The 20,643-nt window shown below is 63.1% G+C and carries 18 protein-coding genes and 1 pseudogene; 6 read left to right on the forward strand and 13 right to left on the reverse strand.

The features are described 5' to 3' along the window. Positions 1-57: 57 nt before the first annotated feature. Together DXK50_RS04880 and DXK50_RS04885 are read left to right on the forward strand one after the other, a co-directional pair. Positions 58-2,616, forward strand: coding sequence for a TRAP transporter permease (locus DXK50_RS04880; protein WP_212629521.1), 2,559 nt, complete (start codon positions 58-60; stop codon positions 2,614-2,616). A 114-nt stretch (positions 2,617-2,730) separates the two neighbouring features. Beyond that, a complete protein-coding gene (locus tag DXK50_RS04885) occupies positions 2,731-4,239 on the forward strand; it encodes an NCS2 family permease (RefSeq protein WP_212629522.1) in 1,509 nt (502 codons plus the stop codon). Position 4,240: 1 nt separating this feature from the next. Here DXK50_RS04885 and DXK50_RS04890 read toward each other — a convergent pair whose 3' ends face one another. Next, positions 4,241-5,881 (reverse strand): Na/Pi cotransporter family protein, encoded by a 1,641-nt coding sequence (locus DXK50_RS04890; RefSeq protein WP_161866719.1) that lies wholly within the window; start codon positions 5,879-5,881, stop codon positions 4,241-4,243. Between the two features lie 87 nt (positions 5,882-5,968). After that, the gene (locus DXK50_RS04895; RefSeq protein WP_212629523.1) at positions 5,969-7,099 is read right to left on the reverse strand and encodes a PilT/PilU family type 4a pilus ATPase; all 1,131 of its coding nucleotides are present in this window, start codon (positions 7,097-7,099) and stop codon (positions 5,969-5,971) included. A gap of 212 nt (positions 7,100-7,311) precedes the next feature. On the opposite strand from DXK50_RS04895, the gene DXK50_RS04900 reads away from it, so the two are divergent. After that, positions 7,312-8,025, forward strand: a complete 714-nt coding sequence (locus DXK50_RS04900; protein WP_249186616.1) for a substrate-binding periplasmic protein — start codon at positions 7,312-7,314, stop codon at positions 8,023-8,025. A gap of 15 nt (positions 8,026-8,040) precedes the next feature. Here the strand turns inward: DXK50_RS04900 and DXK50_RS04905 are convergent, their stop codons facing one another. Then, on the reverse strand, positions 8,041-8,907 hold the full coding sequence (locus tag DXK50_RS04905) for an AEC family transporter (protein WP_249186696.1): 867 nt from the start codon (positions 8,905-8,907) through the stop codon (positions 8,041-8,043). Positions 8,908-9,014: 107 nt separating this feature from the next. On the opposite strand from DXK50_RS04905, the gene DXK50_RS04910 reads away from it, so the two are divergent. Further along, the gene (locus DXK50_RS04910) at positions 9,015-9,419 is read left to right on the forward strand and encodes a GFA family protein (RefSeq protein WP_212629526.1); all 405 of its coding nucleotides are present in this window, start codon (positions 9,015-9,017) and stop codon (positions 9,417-9,419) included. A gap of 79 nt (positions 9,420-9,498) precedes the next feature. Here the strand turns inward: DXK50_RS04910 and DXK50_RS04915 are convergent, their stop codons facing one another. The 9 genes from DXK50_RS04915 to DXK50_RS04955 all read right to left on the reverse strand — a co-directional run bounded on the left by DXK50_RS04915 (position 9,499) and on the right by DXK50_RS04955 (position 17,575). Continuing rightward, a complete protein-coding gene (locus DXK50_RS04915; RefSeq protein WP_212629527.1) occupies positions 9,499-11,454 on the reverse strand; it encodes a DUF7844 domain-containing protein in 1,956 nt (651 codons plus the stop codon). Next, positions 11,451-11,771 (reverse strand): DUF2388 domain-containing protein, encoded by a 321-nt coding sequence (locus DXK50_RS04920; RefSeq protein WP_024310095.1) that lies wholly within the window; start codon positions 11,769-11,771, stop codon positions 11,451-11,453. The genes DXK50_RS04915 and DXK50_RS04920 overlap by 4 nt, the downstream gene beginning before the upstream one ends. Before the next feature lie 145 nt (positions 11,772-11,916). After that, positions 11,917-12,240, reverse strand: a complete 324-nt coding sequence (locus tag DXK50_RS04925; protein WP_212629528.1) for a DUF2388 domain-containing protein — start codon at positions 12,238-12,240, stop codon at positions 11,917-11,919. An 82-nt stretch (positions 12,241-12,322) separates the two neighbouring features. Then, a complete protein-coding gene (locus DXK50_RS04930) occupies positions 12,323-12,526 on the reverse strand; it encodes a DUF1127 domain-containing protein (RefSeq protein ID WP_212629529.1) in 204 nt (67 codons plus the stop codon). Between the two features lie 223 nt (positions 12,527-12,749). After that, positions 12,750-12,965 (reverse strand): DUF1127 domain-containing protein, encoded by a 216-nt coding sequence (locus DXK50_RS04935; protein ID WP_212629530.1) that lies wholly within the window; start codon positions 12,963-12,965, stop codon positions 12,750-12,752. 356 nt (positions 12,966-13,321) lie between these two features. After that, positions 13,322-14,758, reverse strand: coding sequence for an NAD(P)(+) transhydrogenase (Re/Si-specific) subunit beta (locus tag DXK50_RS04940; RefSeq protein WP_161866701.1), 1,437 nt, complete (start codon positions 14,756-14,758; stop codon positions 13,322-13,324). 2 nt (positions 14,759-14,760) lie between these two features. After that, positions 14,761-15,075, reverse strand: coding sequence for an NAD(P) transhydrogenase subunit alpha part 2 (locus DXK50_RS04945; protein ID WP_212629531.1), 315 nt, complete (start codon positions 15,073-15,075; stop codon positions 14,761-14,763). A gap of 11 nt (positions 15,076-15,086) precedes the next feature. Then, positions 15,087-16,208 (reverse strand): Re/Si-specific NAD(P)(+) transhydrogenase subunit alpha, encoded by a 1,122-nt coding sequence (locus tag DXK50_RS04950; RefSeq protein ID WP_212629532.1) that lies wholly within the window; start codon positions 16,206-16,208, stop codon positions 15,087-15,089. Between the two features lie 470 nt (positions 16,209-16,678). Beyond that, positions 16,679-17,575, reverse strand: coding sequence for a LysR substrate-binding domain-containing protein (locus DXK50_RS04955; protein WP_212629533.1), 897 nt, complete (start codon positions 17,573-17,575; stop codon positions 16,679-16,681). Between the two features lie 178 nt (positions 17,576-17,753). Here DXK50_RS04955 and DXK50_RS04960 point away from each other — a divergent pair, with 178 nt between their 5' ends. Together DXK50_RS04960 and DXK50_RS04965 are read left to right on the forward strand one after the other, a co-directional pair. After that, positions 17,754-18,932, forward strand: a complete 1,179-nt coding sequence (locus DXK50_RS04960) for an acyl-CoA dehydrogenase (protein ID WP_212629534.1) — start codon at positions 17,754-17,756, stop codon at positions 18,930-18,932. Between the two features lie 57 nt (positions 18,933-18,989). Continuing rightward, positions 18,990-20,213 carry a CaiB/BaiF CoA transferase family protein gene (locus DXK50_RS04965; RefSeq protein WP_212629535.1) on the forward strand — a complete coding sequence of 408 codons (1,224 nt, stop codon included), beginning with the start codon at positions 18,990-18,992 and terminating at the stop codon, positions 20,211-20,213. 249 nt (positions 20,214-20,462) lie between these two features. On the opposite strand, the pseudogene DXK50_RS04970 reads toward DXK50_RS04965, so the two are convergent. Beyond that, positions 20,463-20,643 (reverse strand): annotated as a pseudogene (locus DXK50_RS04970) (hypothetical protein); the annotation flags it as partial.

Below are 20,643 nucleotides of genomic sequence, written 5' to 3' on the forward strand. Positions count from 1 at the left end.
TCCGTCAGCGAGGGGCTCGCCGTTTTTATCCGAATGACAACGTAGGTGTACGACCCTATGGCCGAAAAACAATTATCAACCGAGGAACTGATCGCCCAGGATGTCGGCGCGCGTTCGCCCGCAGGCCTGATGGCGCGGGTGATCGCCGGCCTCGCCTTGCTCTGGTCACTGTTCCAGTTATGGATCGCTTCGCCGCTGCCGTTCATTTTCGGCTTCGGCGTGCTCAACGATACCCAGACCCGCGCCATTCACCTGGCTTTCGCCTTGTTGCTGGCCTTTCTCGCCTACCCGGCGTTCAAGAAGTCGCCGCGTGATCGCGTACCGCTGCTGGATATCGCCCTGGGCCTGGTCGCCGCAGCCAGTGCCGCCTACCTGTTCATCTTCTACCAGCAGTTGGCGATGCGCCCCGGCAGCCTGACCACGGCAGACCTGGTCACGGCCTGCATTGGCATACCCCTGCTGCTGGAAGCCACGCGCCGTGCGCTCGGCCCACCCCTGGCGATCATTGCGCTGGTGTTTCTCATCTACAGCGTGGCTGGCCCCTACATGCCCGGCCTGCTGGCGCACCGTGGGGTCAGCTTCAACGCGCTGGCCAACCACCAGTGGATCACCACTGAAGGCGTGTTCGGGATCGCCCTGGGCGTTTCCACCAGCTTCGTGTTCCTCTTCGTTTTGTTCGGCGCATTGCTCGAACGTGCCGGCGCCGGGCATTACTTCATCCAGCTGGCGTTCAGCCTGCTCGGTCACTTCCGTGGCGGCCCGGCCAAGGCGGCGGTGCTGGCCTCCGGCCTGACCGGGATGATTTCCGGCTCGTCGATCGCCAACGTGGTTACCACCGGTACCTTCACCATTCCGATGATGAAGCGCACCGGCTTCTCCTCGGAGAAGGCCGGCGCGGTCGAGGTGGCGTCTTCGGTCAACGGTCAGATCATGCCGCCGGTGATGGGCGCTGCGGCGTTCCTGATGGTCGAGTACATCGGCATGTCCTATGTCGAGATCATCAAGCATGCCTTCCTGCCGGCCGCGATTTCCTACATCGCGCTGCTCTACATCGTTCATCTGGAATCGCTCAAGCTCGGCCTGCAGCCCATCGGTGGTCATCAGCCCAAGCCCTGGCTGCGCCGTCTGACCGGCTTCGCCTTCGGCGCGGCGCTGATCAGCGGCCTGTCGCTGGCGGTCTACTATGGCCTCGGCTGGCTCAAGCCGGCGCTCGGCGAGTACGCCCTGCCGGTGATTGGCGTGCTGCTCGCGGTGGTGTACCTGGCGCTGCTGAAAGTCGCGGCCAGCGTACCGGTACTGCCGCCGGAAGACCCCAACGCGCCGCTGGAAGAACTGCCGCAGACCCGCGCGGTACTGCTCTCGGGCCTGCACTTCCTGCTGCCGGTGGTGGTACTGGTCTGGTGCCTGATGATCGAGCGTCTGTCCCCCGGCCTGTCGGCCTTCTGGGGCAGCGTGATGCTGATCATCATCCTGCTGACCCAGCGCCCGCTGCTGAGCTGGATGCGCCGTGATGGCAGCCATGAACATGGCACCTTCATCGATGGTGTGGTCGATCTGCGCGAAGGCCTGATCGCCGGTGCGCGCAACATGATCGGCATCGGCATCGCCACCGCGGCGGCGGGTGTGATCGTCGGCGCGGTTTCGCAGACTGGCGTGGGCCTGGTGCTGGCCGACCTGGTCGAGCTGCTGTCGATGGGCAACCTGCTGCTGATGTTGATGCTGGTGGCGGTGTTCAGTCTGATCCTCGGCATGGGCCTGCCGACCACCGCCAACTACATCGTGGTGTCCAGCCTGCTGGCGCCGGTGGTGGTGGCGCTGGGGCAGCAGAACGGCCTGATCGTGCCGCTGATCGCAGTGCACCTGTTCGTCTTCTACTTCGGCATCATGGCCGACGTGACGCCGCCGGTGGGCTTGGCCTCGTTCGCTGCCGCCGCGGTGTCCAAGGGCGACCCGATCAAGACCGGCCTGGTGGCGTTCTTCTACAGTCTGCGCACCGCCGCGTTGCCGTTCCTGTTCATCTTCAATACCGACCTGCTGCTGATCGACGTCGACTTCTGGCACGGTGTGCTGATCTTCATCGTGGCGACCATCGCCATGCTGATCTTCGCTGCCGGCACCCAGGGCTTCTTCCTGGTGCGCAGCCGTTGGTACGAAAGCGTGTTGTTGCTGCTGGTGGCCTTCACCCTGTTCCGCCCGGGCTTCTGGATGGACATGCTGCACGATCCCTATCAGGACATCCCGCCGGCGCAGCTGGCCCAGGCGCTCAATGGCGTTGAGGATGGGAGCTCGCTGCGTCTGCGTATTCGCGGCGAGGATGCCGTGGGTGATCCGCGCGAGTTCACCGTGCTGCTGCCGGTACCCGATGGTGCCTCGGGTCAGGAGCGTCTGGAGAAGCTCGGCCTGAACCTCTACGAAGAGGGCGACAAGGTGCTGGTGGACAGCGTCACCTTTGGCAGCATGGCTGCCGATGCCGGCCTGGAGTTCGACCAGCAGATCCTCAAGGTACGTGCGCCGACCGATCGCTGGGTCAAGGAATTGATGTGGATTCCAGCGTTCCTGGTGTTCGGTCTGGTCGTACTGCTGCAGCGCCGCCGCAAGTTGATCCAGACCGCTTAGCGGGCTGGGTAACAGACAACAAGGCAGCTTCGGCTGCCTTGTTCGTTTATGCCATGACCGCGGATTGCTAGACTCGCCGGCCTGACCATCCGGACAACAAGGACTCAGCCCGTCATGTCGACGCCGCGCGTGCATTATCCCTGGTACAAGAAGGAAGATACCGACGCCTTCTTCGCCCTGTTTCAGAACAACATCGCCAACTTCGTGATCATCGCCATCAGCATGCTGGGCATGGGCTTTCCTGCCGAGATCGTGTTCGGTCAGGTGTTGCCCGGGGCGGCGGTGGCGGTAATGGCCGGTAACTTCTACTACGCTTGGAGCGCCGCGCGCCTGGCTCGCCGCGAGAACCGCGCCGACGTCACCGCACTGTCCTACGGCATTAGCACGCCGGTGATGTTCGTCTTCCTGTTCGGTGTGCTGCTGCCGGCGAAGAACCTCACCGGCGACGCCGAGCTGGCCTGGAAGGTGGCGGTGGCTGCCTGTTTCATCAGCGGTCTGATCGAGGCGGCCATCAGCCTGATAGGCGGCTGGGTGCAGCGCCACCTGCCGCGTGCGGCGATGCTCGGCGCGGTGGCCGGCGTGGCGCTGACCTTCATCGCTGGCGAGATGCTGTTCAAGACCCTGGAGATTCCGGTGATCGGCCTGCTGGTGCTGGCCATCACCATCGTCGGTCTGGTGGCGCGGGTGAGCATGCCATTCCGCCTGCCTGCCTCGCTGTTCGCCATCGTCGTCGGGACGGCGCTGGCCTACCTGATCGGCGCGGCTGACGGCAGCAAGTTCAGCGATGCCTTCACCCACCTCGGTTTCTATCCGCTGTTGCCCAACCTGGCCTGGTACGAAGGCCTGGGCCTGCTGTTCACCACCATGCTGGCGCTGATGACGGTGATCCTGCCGATCACCCTCTACAACGCCATCGAGACCATGAACAACGTCGAAGCCATGAGCGCCGCCGGGGACAGCTACAGTGTGCGCGAGTGCCAGGCCGTGGATGGTCTCGGCACCTCGCTCGGTGCGCTGTTCGGCGGCGTGTTCCCGACCACCGTGTACATCGCCACCGTGGGTTCGAAGTGGATGGGCGCCGGGCGCGGTTACAGCCTGCTCAACGGCGCGGTGTACGGCCTGGCGACCATGTTCGGCCTGATCGCCTTCATCGCCGCGCTGATCCCGGTGGCGGTGGTGGCGCCCATTCTGGTGTTCGTCGGCATGTCGATGATCGCCACCGCCTTCAACAGCAACCATGCCCGTTACTACCCGGCCGTGGCGCTGGCGATGCTGCCGTATTTCGCCAACTACCTGGCGACTCGTTTCAACCGCGGCGCTCCTGAGGTGGTCGAGGGCATTTCCAGCGCCATCGGCGCGCTGGGGCAGGGCGCCATGTTCAGCGCCATCCTGCTCGGCGCCATGTGCGTGGCGGTGATCGATCGCCAGTTCCGCCAGGCCACCGTGTTCGCCCTGGTGGCGGCCGGCATGGCCTGCGTCGGCCTGATGCACGCACCTAAGCTGGCCTGGTACGCCGCGCCGGACTTCGTCCACGGCTATCTGCTGATGGCGCTGTTCTTCGCCTGGTACGCCTGGCGCGGGGTAGAGCCGAGCGCGCCGGAGCGAGCGGCCGGCGCCGACTGAGTCACTCGCCGCCCTCGAGCCTGAGGGCGCCGGTTTCGCCTCCTTCGAGCACTACGTAAGCGCTGGCGCAAAACAGCGAGTTGAGCCGCTTCATGTCGGCGATCAGTTCCAGATGCAGGGAGCTGGTCTCGATGCTCTGCACGACTTGACGCTGCAGGCGGCCGATATGCGCATGGGCCAGGCGCCGCTCCTGCGCGCGGAAGCGGCGCTTCTCGCGCAGCAGCTGGCTGGCGCTGGCCTGGTCGGCACTGAGGAACACGTTGAGCCCCAGGCGCAGGTTAGCCATCAGCTGCCCGTGCAGGCTGGCAAGTTCCTCCAGCCCTTTGTCGGAGAAGGCCCGACGCTGCGCGGTCTTCTCGCTCTGGATCTTGCCGAGCATGCGTTCGATCAGATCGCCGGCCTGCTCCAGGTTAACCGCCAGTTCCAGAATCTCCGCCCAGCGCCGGCTTTCATGCTCGCTCATGGCCTCGCGCGGAATCTGCGCAAGGTACAGCTTGACCGCCCGGCACAGGCTGGCGACATCGTCATTGAGGCTGCGCAGCTCCTTGGTCAGCGCCGGTTCGTTGTGTTCCAGCACAGGTGACAGATGACTGAGCATGCGCTCGACACGATCACCGGCACGCAGGGTTTCACGCACGGCGTTGGCCAGCGCCAGGCTTGGCGTGGCCAGCGCCGTTGGGTCCAGATGCCGCGGGCGAGCGATGCCGCTGTCGTCGGCGCGGTCCGGCAGCAGCCAGTTGCAGAAGCGCGCCATCAGGCCGACGCTGGGCAACATCAGCACCGCGCGCAGGCTGTTGTAGAGCAGGTGGAAGAAGATCACCAGTTCCGCCGCGCGCCAGTTCAGGCTGTCCAGCCATTCGGCCAACGGCTGCAGCACAGGGAGTACCAGCAACAGGCCGATCAGCTTGTAGATCAGGCTGCCCAGCGCCACGCGGCGCCCGGCGGGGTTCTGCAGGCTGCTGGTGAGAAAGGCCAGCAGGCCGCTGCCGATGTTGGCGCCGATCACCAGGCCGATGGCCACCGGCAGGCTGATCAGTCCGGCGCCGGCCAGGGTCGCGGTGAGCAGCACCGCCGCCAGGCTGGAGTAGGTGAGCAGGGCGAACAGCGCGCCGACCAGCGCGTCGAGCAGCAGGTCGCCGGTCAGCGAGGCGAACAGCACACGGATGCCGCGCGCTTCGGTGATCGGCGCGGCGGCGGCGACGATCAGCTCCAGCGCCAGCAGCATCAGTCCAAGGCCGATGGCGACGCGACCGAGCTGGCCGGCGCGGGTCTGCCGCCGCGAGAGAAAGAATATCACCCCGAGAAAGATCAGCAGCGGGCTCAACCAGCTCAGGTCGAGGGTCAGCACCCGGGCCATCAACGCGGTGCCGACATCGGCGCCGAGCATGATCGCCAGGCCCGGCGCCAGCGCCATCAAGCCCTGGGCGACGAAGGAGGTCACCAACAGGGCGGTGGCGTTGCTGCTCTGCACCAGCGCGGTGACGCCGATGCCGGCGACGAATGCCAGTGGCCGGTGGCTTATGTTGCGGCTGAGTACCTTGCGCAGTTGTGAACCGAACACGCGCAGAATGCCGGTACGTACGATGTGGGTGCCCCAAACCAACAGGGCAATGGCTGACAGCAAATGCAGCAGGGTCAGCATAAATCGGCCCCCTGAAAGACGGCCGATGAGGAATTATGGTTTCGGCCTGTATAGATGAGCATCGGCCGAAATCGCTGATAAAGCCAGTCAACCGTCGCGCAGCACCTTGAGTTCGGCGTCATCGGCGGAGAAACCGCGCTCGAGTTTGAACTTGAGGCTGAGGTCGGTCCGCGAGTCGGCGAACTTGAGCGCTTCGGCCAGGCTGATGCGGCCGGCTTCGAGCAGGGCGAACAGATGCTGATCGAAGGTCTGCAGGCCCTGCTCGGCGGCTCGTGCGATGGCCTCGCGCAGCTCGTCCAGTTCGTCGCGCTGGATCAGGTCGCGGATATAGGGCGTGCCCAGCATCAACTCCACCGCCACCACGCGCTTCTGCTCGATACCGGGCACGAGACGCTGGCCGATCACCGCGAGCAGATTGTGCGCGACATCGGCCAGCACCTGTTTGCGGGCGTCGTCGGGGAAGAAGCGGGCGATACGTTCGATGGCGTGGCTGCTGCTGGTGGCATGCAGGGTGGCGACGCACAGGTGGCCGGTTTCGGCGTAGTGCAGGGCGTGCTGCATGGTGGCAGCGTCGCGGATCTCGCCGAGCATGATCACGTCCGGCGCCTCGCGCAGCACGTTGCGCAGGGCGTCATCGAAGCTGTGGGTATCGAGGCCGACTTCACGCTGGTCGATGATCGAGCGCTGATGGCTGTGCAGGAATTCGATGGGGTCTTCGATACAGACGATATGCCCGCTCCTGTGGCGATTGCGGAAATCCAGCATCGCCGCCAGAGTTGTGGACTTGCCCGAGCCGGCCGCGCCGGTGACCAGGATCAGCCCACGGTCCTGCATGGCCAGCTTCTCCAGCAGCTTGGGCAGGCCGAGCGCTTCGAAGCCGGGAATCTGGCTCTTGATCAGGCGCACCACCATGGCCACTTCGCCGCGCTGGTAGTAGACATTGACCCGGTAACGTCCCGCGCCTTGCAGGCTGACGGCCAGGTTCATCTCCAGGTCGCGTTCGAACTCGGCGATCTGCTTTTGCGTCATCAACTGATAGGCCAGCTGCTGCACTTCGCCAGCCTTCATGATGCGCTGGCCCACCGGCTGGCTATGCCCTTCCACCTTCATGTGCGGCGGTGCGCCGACGCTGAAGAACAGATCCGAGCCGGCATGTTGGTGCATCAGCTGCAGGTAGGGGAAAACATCGGGCTGATCGTTGGGGCTGGTGTCGTTCATCGGCCTGTCGCCATTCGTACGTGGTGCAGCAAGGATAGCCGGCGTCCTGCCAATTCAGTTGTTGCGCATCAAGAGATCGGCGTGAATGGTCGCCCTATGGCTTTTTGCACTGGACAGCCTCGCTTGCGGGAGTGAGAGTCCGTGCTCAAGGCGCAAGGCGATCGCACGCCAATGACTGGAGATTGATGGTGGGATTAGGGCGGGCGGCTCTGTTGAGCCTGCTTTTATGCGCATCGGCGCGCGCCGAGGTGCTGCACTTGGCGACCGGCGATGACTATGCGCCGTTCACCGGCAAGGCACTGGCCGGTCAGGGCATGCTCACCCAGGTGGTGCGCGCGGCGCTGGCCGAGCAGGGCATGGCGATCACGCTCGACTGGCTGCCCTGGAACCGCGGCTACCTGAAGGCCAGGCGCGGCGAGTACGACGCCACCTTTCCCTACGTTCGTTCGGCCGAGCGCGAGGCGGAGTTTCTCTACTCGGCGCCGATTTACGTGACAGACCAGTTTGTCTTCAGTCGTGCAGGTGATCGCATTGAACTCGATGATCTGCCGGCCATGGCGGGGCGCCGGCTCTGTTATCCATTGGGCTGGCAACCTCCGGCGATGATCCAGCAACTGATCGAACAAGGCGTGCTGCACCGGCACTCACCGCTTGGGCTGCAGGAATGTGCGCGGCTGTTGTTGCTGCAACGTGACGACCTGTTTCTCGCCGATCAGCGCCTGGGCGAAAGCGCGTTGCGCGCCACTGGCGCCGAACAGAGCGCCTTCTACCGCTCGCAGGCGTCATTTGAACGCAACACGCTGCACTTCATCGTTTCACGTCAGCATCCGCGCGCGGCCGAGCTGATCGAGCGCTTCGACCGGGGGCTCGAGGTGCTCAAGACGAGCGGTGACTATCAGCGGCTGATCGAGCGCTACGCCGAGTAGCGCCTTACTGGCCCGTCAGGCCAGCAACATCATGATCGCCACCAGGCTGCCTGCGGCCAGCAGCGTCTGCAGGGTGATGATACCGGCCATCAACTGGCTGTCGCCGCCGAGCTGGCGGGTCAGCACGTAGGCGGTGGGCGCCGTGGGCAGGGCGAAGAACAGCACCAGCACCGTGCTTTCCATGGCGGGCAGCGCCAGCGCCCAGGCTACGCCCCAGGCCAGCAGCGGCATTGCCAGCAGGCGCAACAGGCTGTTCCAGGTCAGCGCCGGGATTTCTCCGCCCAGTTGCTCCGGTTTCAGCGCCGCGCCGACGCAGAGCAGGCCCAAAGGCAGGCTGGCCGCGGCGAGCAGGCTGAGCAGGCGGTCGGTGCCGCCCGGCAGGCCGATGCCCGTGAGGTTGAACAGTGCGCCGCCGAGGCAGGCGAGAATCAGCGGATTCTTGATGATCGGCAGCAGCAGACTGCGAACGCTGACACCGCGCTCGGCGGTCAGAGACCAGACCGACAGCACGTTCACCGTCGGCACCATCAGGGCCAGCATCAGGGCGGCGAGCGTCAGGCCTTCCTGGCCGAACAGGCTGCCAACCGCAGCCAGGCCCAGGTAGGTGTTGAAGCGCAGAATGCCTTGCGTGAAGGCGCCAAAACGCCCGGCCGGCCAGCCACGCAGGCGGCGTATCAGCAGCAGCGCCAGCCAGGCGATGCCCAGGCCGAGCAGCACAGCCAGCGCCAGGCGCGGCAGAGCCGGGTTGTTCAGCGGCGCACGGGCCAGGCTGGAGAACAGCAGCGCCGGGAACAGGATGAAGTAGTTGAGGCGCTCGGCGCCCGGCCAGAAGGCCTCGCTCGGGAACTCGCGCAGGCGCAGCCAGTAGCCGGCGACTATCATGGCGAACAGCGGCCACAAGGCCAGCAACAGGTCTATCACGGGAACCCCCGGTGGTGGTGAGCGCCTATCTTGGTCAGCGGCGCGGGGCAATGCAAGGCGGAGGCGGGATGAAGGTCGAACATCAGGGCGGCTGCCAGTGCGGCGCGCTGCGTTATCGGATCGACACGCCGCTGACGGATATCGCGCATTGCCACTGCTCGATCTGTCGGCGCAGCAGTGGCGGCATTCTCACCACCTGGGTCACGGTACCGCGCCGGGCGTTTCACTGGCTGCGCGGTACACCGAAGGCGTTCGCCTCATCGGCCAGCTGCACGCGCTATTTCTGCGCCGACTGCGGCGCGCATCTGGCGCTGTACACCTCGCTCAGCCCGGATACGCTGGACGTGACCGTGGCTACGCTGGACGCACCTGAGCAGGCACCGGCAGATCGGCATATCTGGGTGGGCAGCCGTCTGCCCTGGCTGACGGTCGACCCGCAATTGCCGGAAGAGGATCAAGAGTTGATTCCATAGGGTGTCGACCGTAGCCCGGATGCAATCCGGGGACTGGGCAGAATGATGTGCCGGATTTCATCCGGGGCTACTCAAGAGGCTAGGGCAGCTCCAGGCCGCCGCTGGCCTTGTGCAGGGCACGCAGGTGTTCGCCTAGCGCAACCAGGTTGGCCTCGTTGGCCTCCAGCTCAGCCAGACGCTCGGGCTGCAACAGGTTGCGCACCTCGTCGTCGAGTTCGTCGCTGAGTTGGCGCAGCTGCTGCTGGCGCTCACGGCTGCTGGCTTCGAGGCGCTCCCATTCCTGCTGCTGCGGCAAGCCGTAGCCGCCTTCGAGTAGCTCCGCCGGGCGGCTGAGGAAGCCGCTGCCCGCGAGAATCTTCTCCAAGGCGGCGCCGGCCTTGTTCAGGCTCGGGTCACCAGCAGCACGGCCGGTGAGGTAGCGGCGTTTGAGTTCGTCCTGGGCCAGCAGCAGTTGCCGGCGCAGCGCGGCCTGTTCCAGCAGCAAGAGGGCTGCGCTGGCGCGCAGATCGGCCTTGGCGAACCACTGGCTGCGATCCTGTGCTGGCTGCTCCAGCCAGGTCTCGACGCTGTCCTGAGTGATCGGCAGACGTTCGCGCAGAACGCCGAACATCGCCTGGTAGCGCTCGCGGAAGGAGTCGAAGCGATAGCCCAGGCGCAGTGCTTCACGTGGATCGTCGAGCACGCTGGTGTCGGCCAGGCCGCGAGCATCCATCAGCTCCAGCAGGCCGTTGGGCAGGATGCTGTCCAGCGCATGCAGGCGCGGATTGCCGGTGCCGCTGCGCAGCAACTTTAGGGTTTCCACTGCGCAGTTGTTGGAGACGAAGTAGTAGTCGCCGTCATAGCTCCAGTGCTGGTCGGCGGCGCGTACCACCAGTTGTTCAAGCTCATCGCGCGACAGGCGCAACGGCACTGAGGCCAGACTGCGCAGCTCCACCTTGGTGTATTCGTCGATCACCTGCTCCAGCGGCAGGACGAACAGGCGCGACGGATAGACTCCGGTCAGGCCATCCCAGCTCGACAACTGCACATCGCCGACGAAGGCGCGATAGGACAGCACCAGGTGATGGTCGAGATCCAGGCGACAGCCCGGGCCGCGCGGTCGTCCCGGCGCGCAGACCACCAGGCGCAGCATGCTGTGGCCCCAGCGGCTCATCCAGGCATCGTTGGCCTCGGCGAGCAGATAATCGACCTCATACACGCGCTCTGGGTCGAGTCGCCCCAGGGGCTGAACGGCGAAATCACGTCCGGCGTTGAGGTAGGGATAGTCGCTGGCACAGGGCTCGCCGGCCGGTGTCCAGTCGAAGTGCTCGCGGAAATAGCGCGCCAGCGAGGGGCGGCGGCAGGCATAGCTGGGGTCGAGCAGAAAGTATTCGAGGTTGACCGCGACGAACTCCAGCGCATTGGTCAACTCGTAGCTGTCCGGGCTGCGCGCGACCTGACCGTTGTCCAGGTCGCGCGCGCCACGCTGGCCGACTCGCTGCTGCCAGCCGGCCAGGTCGAGCAGACGAGGATCATCGCTGAGGGTGAAGCGCCGTTCGCTCTGGCCACGGCAATTCTCCGGCAATCCGACCAGGCCCATCGAACTGGCGTGTTGTCTGCACCTGTTGATGTGACGACGCTCGCCTGCAGACCAAAGGCGAGCACGGTCATAAAGGTGTGTCAGCTCATGAAGCAGGGTGGCCAGCAATTCCTGGCGCTGAGTGCCGTGAGGGCGGCCGGTCTGGTTGCGAGCCGCCGTGCCATCGACCAGCTTGGGCAGCAATTCGGCATTCAGTTCGATACCGCTGAAGCGTCCGACCTGGCCGTATACCTCCGCAGGCAGCCCGGTGCGCCAGCTGACCTTCACTTCGCGATCCAGGCGCTGGATGAAGCGCGGCGGCAATGCCGCCATCGCCTCGTTCAGCAGCGCCTGGCTCGCCTGTCGCTGCGCTGCGTCGAGGGTGCTGTCGTCCAGCGTCAGACGCAACTGCGCCTGGGCGACGCCTGCGGCCAATGCCAGCAGCGCGCCGCAGCACCAGGCGAGAAGGTGGGTCACAGAGCGAGAATGGCTTCGGCCAGTTGCAGGTCGCTGGCGGCCTGCGCTTCGGGTAGTTGCTGGCGAATGGTTTGCAGCGCGGCTTCCAGTTGCGCGCCGCGAATTTCACCGGCGCTGGCGACGAAGCTGGCGGCGTCGTCACGAGCCTGGACCACGGCTTTCATGTCGCGCAGCGAAGTGGTGGTATCGGATGTGAAATTGATGCTGCGATCCAGGGCGCGCACCACGATGTTGCTGGTGGCGACTACGGTTTGCGCCTGAGCGATACCGCTGAACAGGGCGCAGGCGGTGAAGGCGATGGCGAATGAACGACGCATGATGACTAGCTCCGAGAACGGCAGAACGGACGATTTGACGTAGGCAGGCCGGCGCGGTTCCCCGCGGCCGGGCAGGTGGGCGAAGTTTACGGGGCGCAGCGCCGGCGGTCAGCAGCGGGCCATTCGCCAGACGTGTGCAAAGTTTTCACAGGCTGAGAATGGCTTGGGCCAATGCAAGGTCATCGGCTTTGGCCAGCTGGGCGTCATGGCTGCGAATCAGTAGCAGCGCGGCTTCGAGACGGGCGCTGCGAATGGCGCCTTCGCTGGCGACGAAACTGGCGGCATCATCGCGGGCTGCCCGCAGCTGTTTCATGTCGCGCAACGAGCTGGTCGCGTCCGAGGTACCCTCGGCAGTGCCGGCCAAGGCTCCGCCCAGGGTATCGGTGGTCGCGACCAGGCTGCTGGCGTTGGCGGTGCCCGCCAGCCCGAGCGATAGCAGGGCTGCAATCAGGGATTTCTTAAGGTGCATATGGGACAACTCCGGTAGGACGGGGCGCTGTTCTGCCCCACCCGCAGCTTAGCCCAACATGCTATCCCGCTCCATTGCTGGCTCAGCGCCAGAATGGCTTGGCCAGTTCCTGCTCACGCTGCGCAGCACTGATGCCGGCGTCAGCCAGTTGCTGATCGTCGAGCAGCGCCAGCTGCCGACGGGTGCGTTGGTTGCGTTGCCACCGACGCAGAGCCGCATATAGACCCAGCCAGCTCGGAGCCTTGGCGCTTACAGGTGGTGAGAGGTGTTGGTGCGTGCGATCCATGGCGTGCTCCCGTCAACAGACAAGGGTGGCAGTACAGGGTCTCGCAAGTGCGCTCGGCTGAGCAGATACAAACGAAGAGAATTGTGCGGGGGCAGTGGTGGTTTTATGGCAACTGTACTACTCGCCTGGGCGACGACTGTTGCAGATAAAACGAAAGCCCCACCGCAGCAGAGACGGTGGAGCTCTCAGAAGATCCCAATTAGGGATGGAGCAAAGCGGGATATCAGCGCCAGAACGGCTTTTGCAGTTCGACGTAACGCTGATTTTCGGTGATGCCGGCGTCAGCCAGCAGGCGGGCATCCAGTCGAGCCAATTGACGACGGCTGACGATGCGGCGCTGCCACAGGCTTAGGGTGGCGATCACGCGGAGCGGCCAGGACGATTTATCACTGGCTGCGCTGTGAGTTTGAAGCAGGGCGGAACTGAGGGTACGTTCCATGGTGGTCATCCTTCCGCTTGTGGCGGGCTGGTGTTTGCTTTCGATGAGCAAATTATCCCGAGCGCAGGTCGGACTCAGTAGTCACAGTTAAATGAAATTGTTGTGCTATTAGATAGGTTGCTTTGTAACTGTTCGGTCAGGAATCGATAGAACTGTACTGGCCATAAGTGAAAAAACTGGGTGCAACCGATATACGCAAGATTTTTCACTAGGTGCAACCTGAAAGCGTCGGGTTTTATAGCGGTACAGTTTTAAATTGATCTGTTGCGGTGGTTTATCTGAAATCAATTTTTTCCGCGGGTGCTGAAAATGAGAAACCCGGCACATGGCCGGGTTTCCTGTCTGACTGATCAGCCTTATTCCACAGCCTTGACCATGTCCTCGATGACCTTCTTGGCGTCGCCGAAGACCATCATGGTCTTGTCCATGTAGAACAGTTCGTTGTCCAGGCCGGCGTAACCGGAAGCCATCGAGCGCTTGTTGACGATCACGGTCTTGGCCTTGTAGGCCTCGAGGATCGGCATGCCGGCAATCGGCGACTTCGGATCGTTCTTCGCCGCCGGGTTGACCACGTCGTTGGCGCCGAGCACCAGCACCACGTCGGTCTGGCCGAACTCGGAGTTGATGTCCTCCATCTCGAACACCTGCTCGTAGGGGACTTCGGCCTCGGCCAGCAGCACGTTCATATGGCCCGGCATACGGCCGGCTACCGGGTGGATCGCGTACTTCACGGTCACGCCGCGGTGGGTCAGCTTCTCTGCCAGCTCCATCAGTGCGTGCTGCGCGCGGGCCACCGCCAGGCCGTAACCAGGCACGATGACGACGGTGTCGGCGTTGGTCAGCAGGAAGGCGGCGTCATCGCTTGATCCCGACTTCACGCTGCGCTGCTCCTGGCTGCCGCCAGCGGCGCCGGCATCCGCGTCGGCGCCGAAACCACCGAGGATGACGTTGAAGAACGAGCGGTTCATCGCCTTGCACATGATGTACGACAGGATCGCGCCCGAAGAGCCCACCAGCGAGCCGGCGACGATCAGCATCGAGTTGTTCAGCGAGAAGCCGATACCGGCCGCGGCCCAACCCGAGTAGCTGTTGAGCATCGACACCACCACCGGCATGTCAGCGCCGCCGATCGGGATGATGATCAGCACGCCGATGACGAAGGCCAGTGCCACCAGGATGGCGAACGAGTTGATGTCGCCGGTGAAGGTGTACACCAGGCCCAGGCCGACAATCGCCAGGCCAACGGCCAGGTTGAGCAGGTGCTGGCCCTTGAACACCACCGGGGCGCCCTGGAACAGGCGGAACTTGTACTTGCCCGACAGCTTGCCGAAGGCGATCACCGAACCGGAGAAGGTGATGGCGCCGATGGCCGCGCCGAGGAACAGCTCCAGGCGGTTACCGGCCGGGATCGGGTCGGCCATGCTGGCGACGATGCCCAGCGACTGCGGCTCGACGACGGCGGCGATGGCGATGAACACGGCTGCCAGGCCGATCATGCTGTGCATGAAGGCGACCAGCTCCGGCATCTTGGTCATTTCCACGCGCTTGGCCATGATGGTGCCGATGCTGCCACCGACCAGCAGGCCGACGATGACGAAGCCCAGACCTTGTACGGCCAGCTCGCTGCCCAACTTGTGAATCAGGCCGATAGTGGTGAGCACGGCGATGGCCATACCGACCATGCCGAACAGGTTGCCGCGACGCGAGGTGGTCGGATGCGACAGGCCCTTGAGCGCCTGGATGAAGCACACCGAGGCGACGAGGTAGAGAACAGTGATCAGGTTCATGCTCATGGTCAGTGCTTCTCCGCCTGCGCTTTCGGCGCCTTCTTCTTGAACATTTCCAGCATGCGTCGGGTGACCAGGAAGCCACCGAACACGTTGACCGCGGCCAGGGCCACGGCCAGGGTGCCCATGGCCTTGCCCAGCGGGGTGACGGTGAGCGCGGCGGCCAGCATGGCGCCGACGATCACGATGGCGGAAATGGCGTTGGTTACGGCCATCAGCGGGGTGTGCAGGGCCGGGGTGACGTTCCAGACCACGTGGTGGCCGACATAGATGGCCAGCACGAAGATGATCAGGTTGTAGATACCGTCGGAAATAAGATCCATGTCTCTACTCCTTAGCCGTTCTTGCGCACGATTTCGCCGGCGTTGCACATCAGGCAGGCCGCGACGATGTCGTCTTCGAGGTTGAGCTGAAACTGGCCTTCCTTGTCGATCACGAGTTTGAGGAAGTCCAGCAGGTTGCGTGCATACAGCGCGGAGGCATCCGCCGGCACCAGCGCGGCCAGGTTGGTATGGCCGACGAGGGTTACGCCGTGCTTGACCACCACCTTGTCGGTTTCGGTCAGTGGGCAGTTGCCGCCTTGGGCTGCGGCCAGGTCGATGACCACCGAGCCCGGCTTCATTTCCTGCACGGTGGCTTCGTGCAGCAGCGTTGGCGCCTTGCGGCCCGGGATCAGCGCGGTGGTGATGACGATATCGGCCTGCTTGGCGCGCTCGTGCACGGCCTTGGCCTGGCGCTCCATCCAGGATTGCGGCATGGGACGGGCATAGCCGCCGACGCCTTGCGCGCACTCGCGCTCTTCATCGGTCTCGAACGGCACGTCGACGAACTTGGCCCCGAGCGATTCGATCTGCTCCTTGACTGCAGGACGCACATCGGAGGCTTCGATTACCGCACCCAGACGCTTGGCCGTGGCGATGGCCTGCAGACCGGCGACGCCAGCGCCGAGAATCAGCACGCGGGCGGCCTTAACGGTACCGGCAGCGGTCATCAGCATCGGCATGAAACGTGGGTAATGATTGGCTGCGAGCATCACCGCCTTGTAGCCGGCGATGTTCGCCTGCGAGCTCAGTACATCCAGGCTCTGCGCGCGGGAGGTACGCGGTGCGGCTTCCAGAGCGAAAGCGATGATGCCGCGGGCATTCATGCGCGCAATGGTGTCGTTGCAGAACGGGTTGAGCATGCCAACCAACACGGCCCCGGCTTTCATGTGAGCGAGCTCGGCTTCGGTTGGTGCGACCACCTTCAGCACGAGATCGGCACCGAAAGCGGTCGACTCGTTACCAATGGTCGCGCCGGCAGTCTCGTAAGCACTGTCCGGAATGCTGGCGCTGATGCCTGCACCTGCTTGCACGGTCACCTTATGACCTTGGCTGACCAGCTTCTTGATGGTCTCAGGGGTCGCGGCAACCCGCGTCTCCCCGGCATGGGTTTCGAGAGGAACACCGATGTGCACTTCTAATCTCCTGCGTGATCTTTTTTGTGAACCGGTGCACTGCGCTGGCGCGCCGGCGATGGGGATCAGCACAAAACCTGCCCGAACGTAGTGGGCGCCGCGATTGTGCAATCGAACGCGGACCCTTACAAGAAGTTATGGAGTAAAAAAAATGGATTACTACAAGTAATGGGTCTATGAGGGATTTTTATACTGCGCGCAGGCCGCGTCGTTTCTGAGGAAAGGCAGGGTTTATGAGACGTTCAGCGGCCTTTCATCATTCATTTAGCGAATGACCGCTGGTCGCATCGGCTATTGTGTGAAAAGTGGCGAACAGAAGCGTTCGAAATAGTGGAATAGCCCGAAAGTATTGGTCTTGACGCAGATAGACTGGAAGATGGCGTTGTAGTGTGACTGTTTTCGCGCTACCCGTATTGATTTTGGCTGAAGCTTGATAATCAAGTGCTCGGTCTCACGACATCGGGCTCGCTTCAATCCTGTCGATAGGCCGCAGCTTGCAGCAACAGCCAATCGCGAAAGGCCTTCAGCGCCGAGGATTCGGCTTTACGCTCCGGCACCATCAAATAGTAGGCGCGGTCGTTATTGGGAACGGCTCGATCGAGGGCGACCACCAGGCTGCCGTCTTTCAACTCTCGCTGAATCAGAAAGGGCGGGATCAGCGCGACGCCCATCTCCTGTTGCGCTGCCTGTGCCAGCATGGAGAACAGCTCCAGGCGTGGGCCGGCCATATCACGGGCGACGCTCAAGCCCTGAGCCGCGAACCATTGGCGCCAGGCGTAGGGGCGAGTGGTCTGCTGCAGTAAGGGGAGTGTCGCGATGCGTTCTGCATCGACCGCGGCGTCGCCTAGCAATGCCGGGCTGCAAACCGGCAGCAAGTGTTCATGCATGAGGAAGTGCGCTTCGGTGCCCGACCACTCGGCATCGCCGTAGTAGATGGCCGCATCGAAGTGGGTATCGGCGAACAGGAAGGGGCGTGTGCGGTTGGTCAGGTGCACTGTCACTTCAGGATATAGCTGCTGGAAGGTTCGCAAGCGCGGCAGCAGCCACTGCGTGCCGAAGGTGGGCACCACCGCCAGTTCGATACTGCTGGTGCCCTGATTGCCCATCAGCGCCAGGGTGTCACGCTCCACGGCATCGAGTTGCGCGGCCACCTTGCGGCTGTAGGCGACGCCGGCCTCTGTCAGCACAACACCGCGACGCGAACGGCGGAATAGCTCGACATTGAGAAAGCTCTCCAGCCCGCCGATCTGCCGGCAGATCGCGCTTTGCGTCAGGCTCAGTTCATCCGCTGCCTTGGTGAAGCTCTGGTGGCGAGCGGCCGACTCGAAGGCGACCAGGGCGGCAGTGCTGGGGATCTTGCGGCGCATTTATGCGTAAGCCTCACTCATATGCCATCTATAAACCCATTTAAGCTATCTCGAAGTGAGCTAAATGCACAGGTCTGTGCGAAATCTGCGTTTGTCCTGTGTGCAAAGCCGGCCTAGGATCGGTCCATTCAGGGTCGACAGTGTCGACCGTTCACTTCACCGCTTCGAGGTTTTCGCGATGGCCAAGGCAAGCTTCAACTGGATCGACCCGCTGCTGCTCGACCAGCAACTGACCGAAGAAGAGCGCATGGTGCGCGACAGCGCCCAGCAGTTCGCCGACGACAAGCTGGCGCCGCGCGTGCTGGAGGCCTTCCGTCACGAGCAGACCGATCCGAAGATCTTCCGCGAGATGGGCGAAACCGGCCTGCTGGGGGCAACCATCCCCGAAGCCTACGGTGGCAGTGGCCTAAACTATGTGTGCTACGGCCTGATCGCCCGTGAGGTGGAGCGTATCGATTCCGGTTACCGCTCGATGATGAGCGTGCAGTCCTCGCTGGTGATGGTACCGATCAACGAGTTCGGCAATGAAGCGACCAAGCAGAAGTATCTGCCCAAGCTGGCCAGCGGCGAATATATAGGCTGCTTCGGCCTGACCGAGCCGAATCATGGTTCCGATCCGGGTTCCATGGTCACCCGCGCCAAGAAGGTCGAAGGCGGCTACCGCCTGACTGGCAGCAAGATGTGGATCACCAACAGCCCGATTGCGGATGTCTTCGTGGTCTGGGCCAAGGACGATGCCGGCGAGATTCGCGGCTTCGTTCTGGAGAAGGGCTGGCAAGGTCTTTCCGCTCCGGCGATTCACGGCAAGGTCGGTCTGCGCGCCTCGATCACCGGCGAGATCGTCATGGACAACGTGTTCTGCCCCGAAGAGAACGCATTCCCGGACGTACGAGGCCTGCGCGGCCCGTTCACCTGCCTGAACTCGGCTCGTTACGGCATCAGCTGGGGCGCGCTGGGCGCCGCCGAGTTCTGCTGGCATACCGCGCGCCAGTATGTGCTCGATCGTCAACAGTTCGGCCGGCCGCTGGCGGCCAATCAATTGATCCAGAAGAAACTCGCGGACATGCAGACCGAGATCACTCTGGCCCTGCAAGGCTGCCTGCGTCTCGGCCGCATGAAGGACGAAGGCACCGCCGCGGTGGAAATCACCTCGATCATGAAGCGCAACAGTTGCGGCAAGGCGCTGGACATCGCGCGTATGGCGCGCGACATGCTCGGGGGTAACGGCATCAGTGACGAGTTCGGTATCGCCCGGCACCTGGTCAATCTCGAGGTGGTCAATACCTACGAGGGTACGCACGACGTGCATGCGCTGATTCTCGGGCGTGCGCAGACCGGCATTCAGGCGTTCTTTTAAGCAGTTACCTATCTCAATGATCCAGGGTGTGCCTGACGCACCCTGCGGAGAATCTCCATGTCTGGCGCCCTTTCCCATATCCGTGTGCTCGATCTATCCCGCGTACTCGCCGGTCCCTGGTGTGGCCAGATCCTCGGTGATCTCGGAGCCGAGGTGATCAAGGTAGAGCGACCGGGAACCGGAGATGACACCCGGCATTGGGGGCCGCCCTATATAAAGGACGCCGAAGGAAATGATTCGCGTGAGGCGGCTTACTTCCAGAGTGCCAATCGCAACAAGCAATCCCTGACCCTGGACTTCACCCAGCCCGAAGGGCAGCGCCTGGTTCGCGAGCTGGTCACACAATGCGATGTACTGCTGGAGAACTTCAAGGTCGGCGGCCTGGCGGCCTATGGCCTGGATTATGAATCGCTGAAAGCGATCAACCCACGGCTGGTCTACTGCTCCATCACCGGATTCGGCCAGACCGGCCCCTATGCCAAGCGCGCCGGCTACGATTTCATGATCCAGGGACTGGGTGGCCTGATGAGCCTGACCGGGCGTCCGGAAGGCGAAGAGGGGGCGGGGCCGATGAAGGTCGGCGTGGCGCTCACCGATATCCTTACCGGGCTCTATGCCACCGTGGGCGTGCTGGCCGCGCTGAATCAGCGTGAGCAGTCCTGTATCGGCCAACACATAGATGTAGCATTGCTCGACGTACAGGTGGCCTGCCTGGCCAATCAGGCCATGAACTACCTGGCAACGGGTGTATCGCCCCGGCGTCTGGGTAACGCTCATCCCAATATCGTTCCTTATCAGGACTTCCCCAGTGCCGATGGCAACTTCATCCTGGCTGTGGGTAACGATGGGCAGTTCCGCAAATTCTGTGAGGTCGCGGGCATCGCGCAGCTTGCCGACGATCCCCGCTTCGCCAGCAACAAGGCGCGGGTGGCGCATCGTGCCGAGCTGATTCCACTGCTGCGCCAGGCCACTGTCTTCAAGACTACGGCGCAATGGATCGAATTGCTGGAAAAGGCTGGTGTGCCGTGCGGGCCTATCAATGACCTGCAGCAGGTGTTCGCCGATCCGCAGGTGCAGGCGCGTGGTCTGCGTCTCGACCTGCCCAATGCATTGGGTAGCAGTACACCGCAGGTTGCCAGTCCGCTACGGCTATCTGAAACGCCGGTGGCTTATCGTTCTGCGCCGCCGTTGCTTGGGCAGCATACTGATGCCTTGCTGCGTAACTTGCTGGGTATGAGCGAAGCACAGGTAGCCCAATTGCGTGAGACGGGCGTGATCTGAGCCTTTCGGTTTGCTCTGTATATAGAGGGCGAAAGTCTTCGATCCTTTTTCTGCAATTATTTCCATGTCAGGGGTTTACAGCTCGCTGTGCTCATGTAGAATGCGCGCCTCGCTGAGACGAACCAGGTTCGACGAAGCGCTAAGTTGTTGAGATAGAAAGAAAATTTCTTCAAAAACAACTTGACGGAGTAACGAGGTGCTGTAGAATGCGCGCCTCACCGAAGCGGAAGAAATGAAGCTGAGGTTGCTCTAAGCGGTTGAGTAGAAAAGAGTTTCTTCGGAAATAAATTCGAAAAACAGCTTGACAGAAAGAAAGGCTGCTGTAGAATGCGCGGCCTCGGTTGAGGCGAAAAGCTTAACCAACTGTTCTTTAACAACTGAATCAAGCAATTCGTGTGGGTGCTTGTGAGGTAAGACTGATAGTCGACAG

The organism is Pseudomonas sp. KB-10 (assembly GCF_018221585.1).
Classification (GTDB): Bacteria; Pseudomonadota; Gammaproteobacteria; order Pseudomonadales; family Pseudomonadaceae; genus Aquipseudomonas; species Aquipseudomonas yangonensis.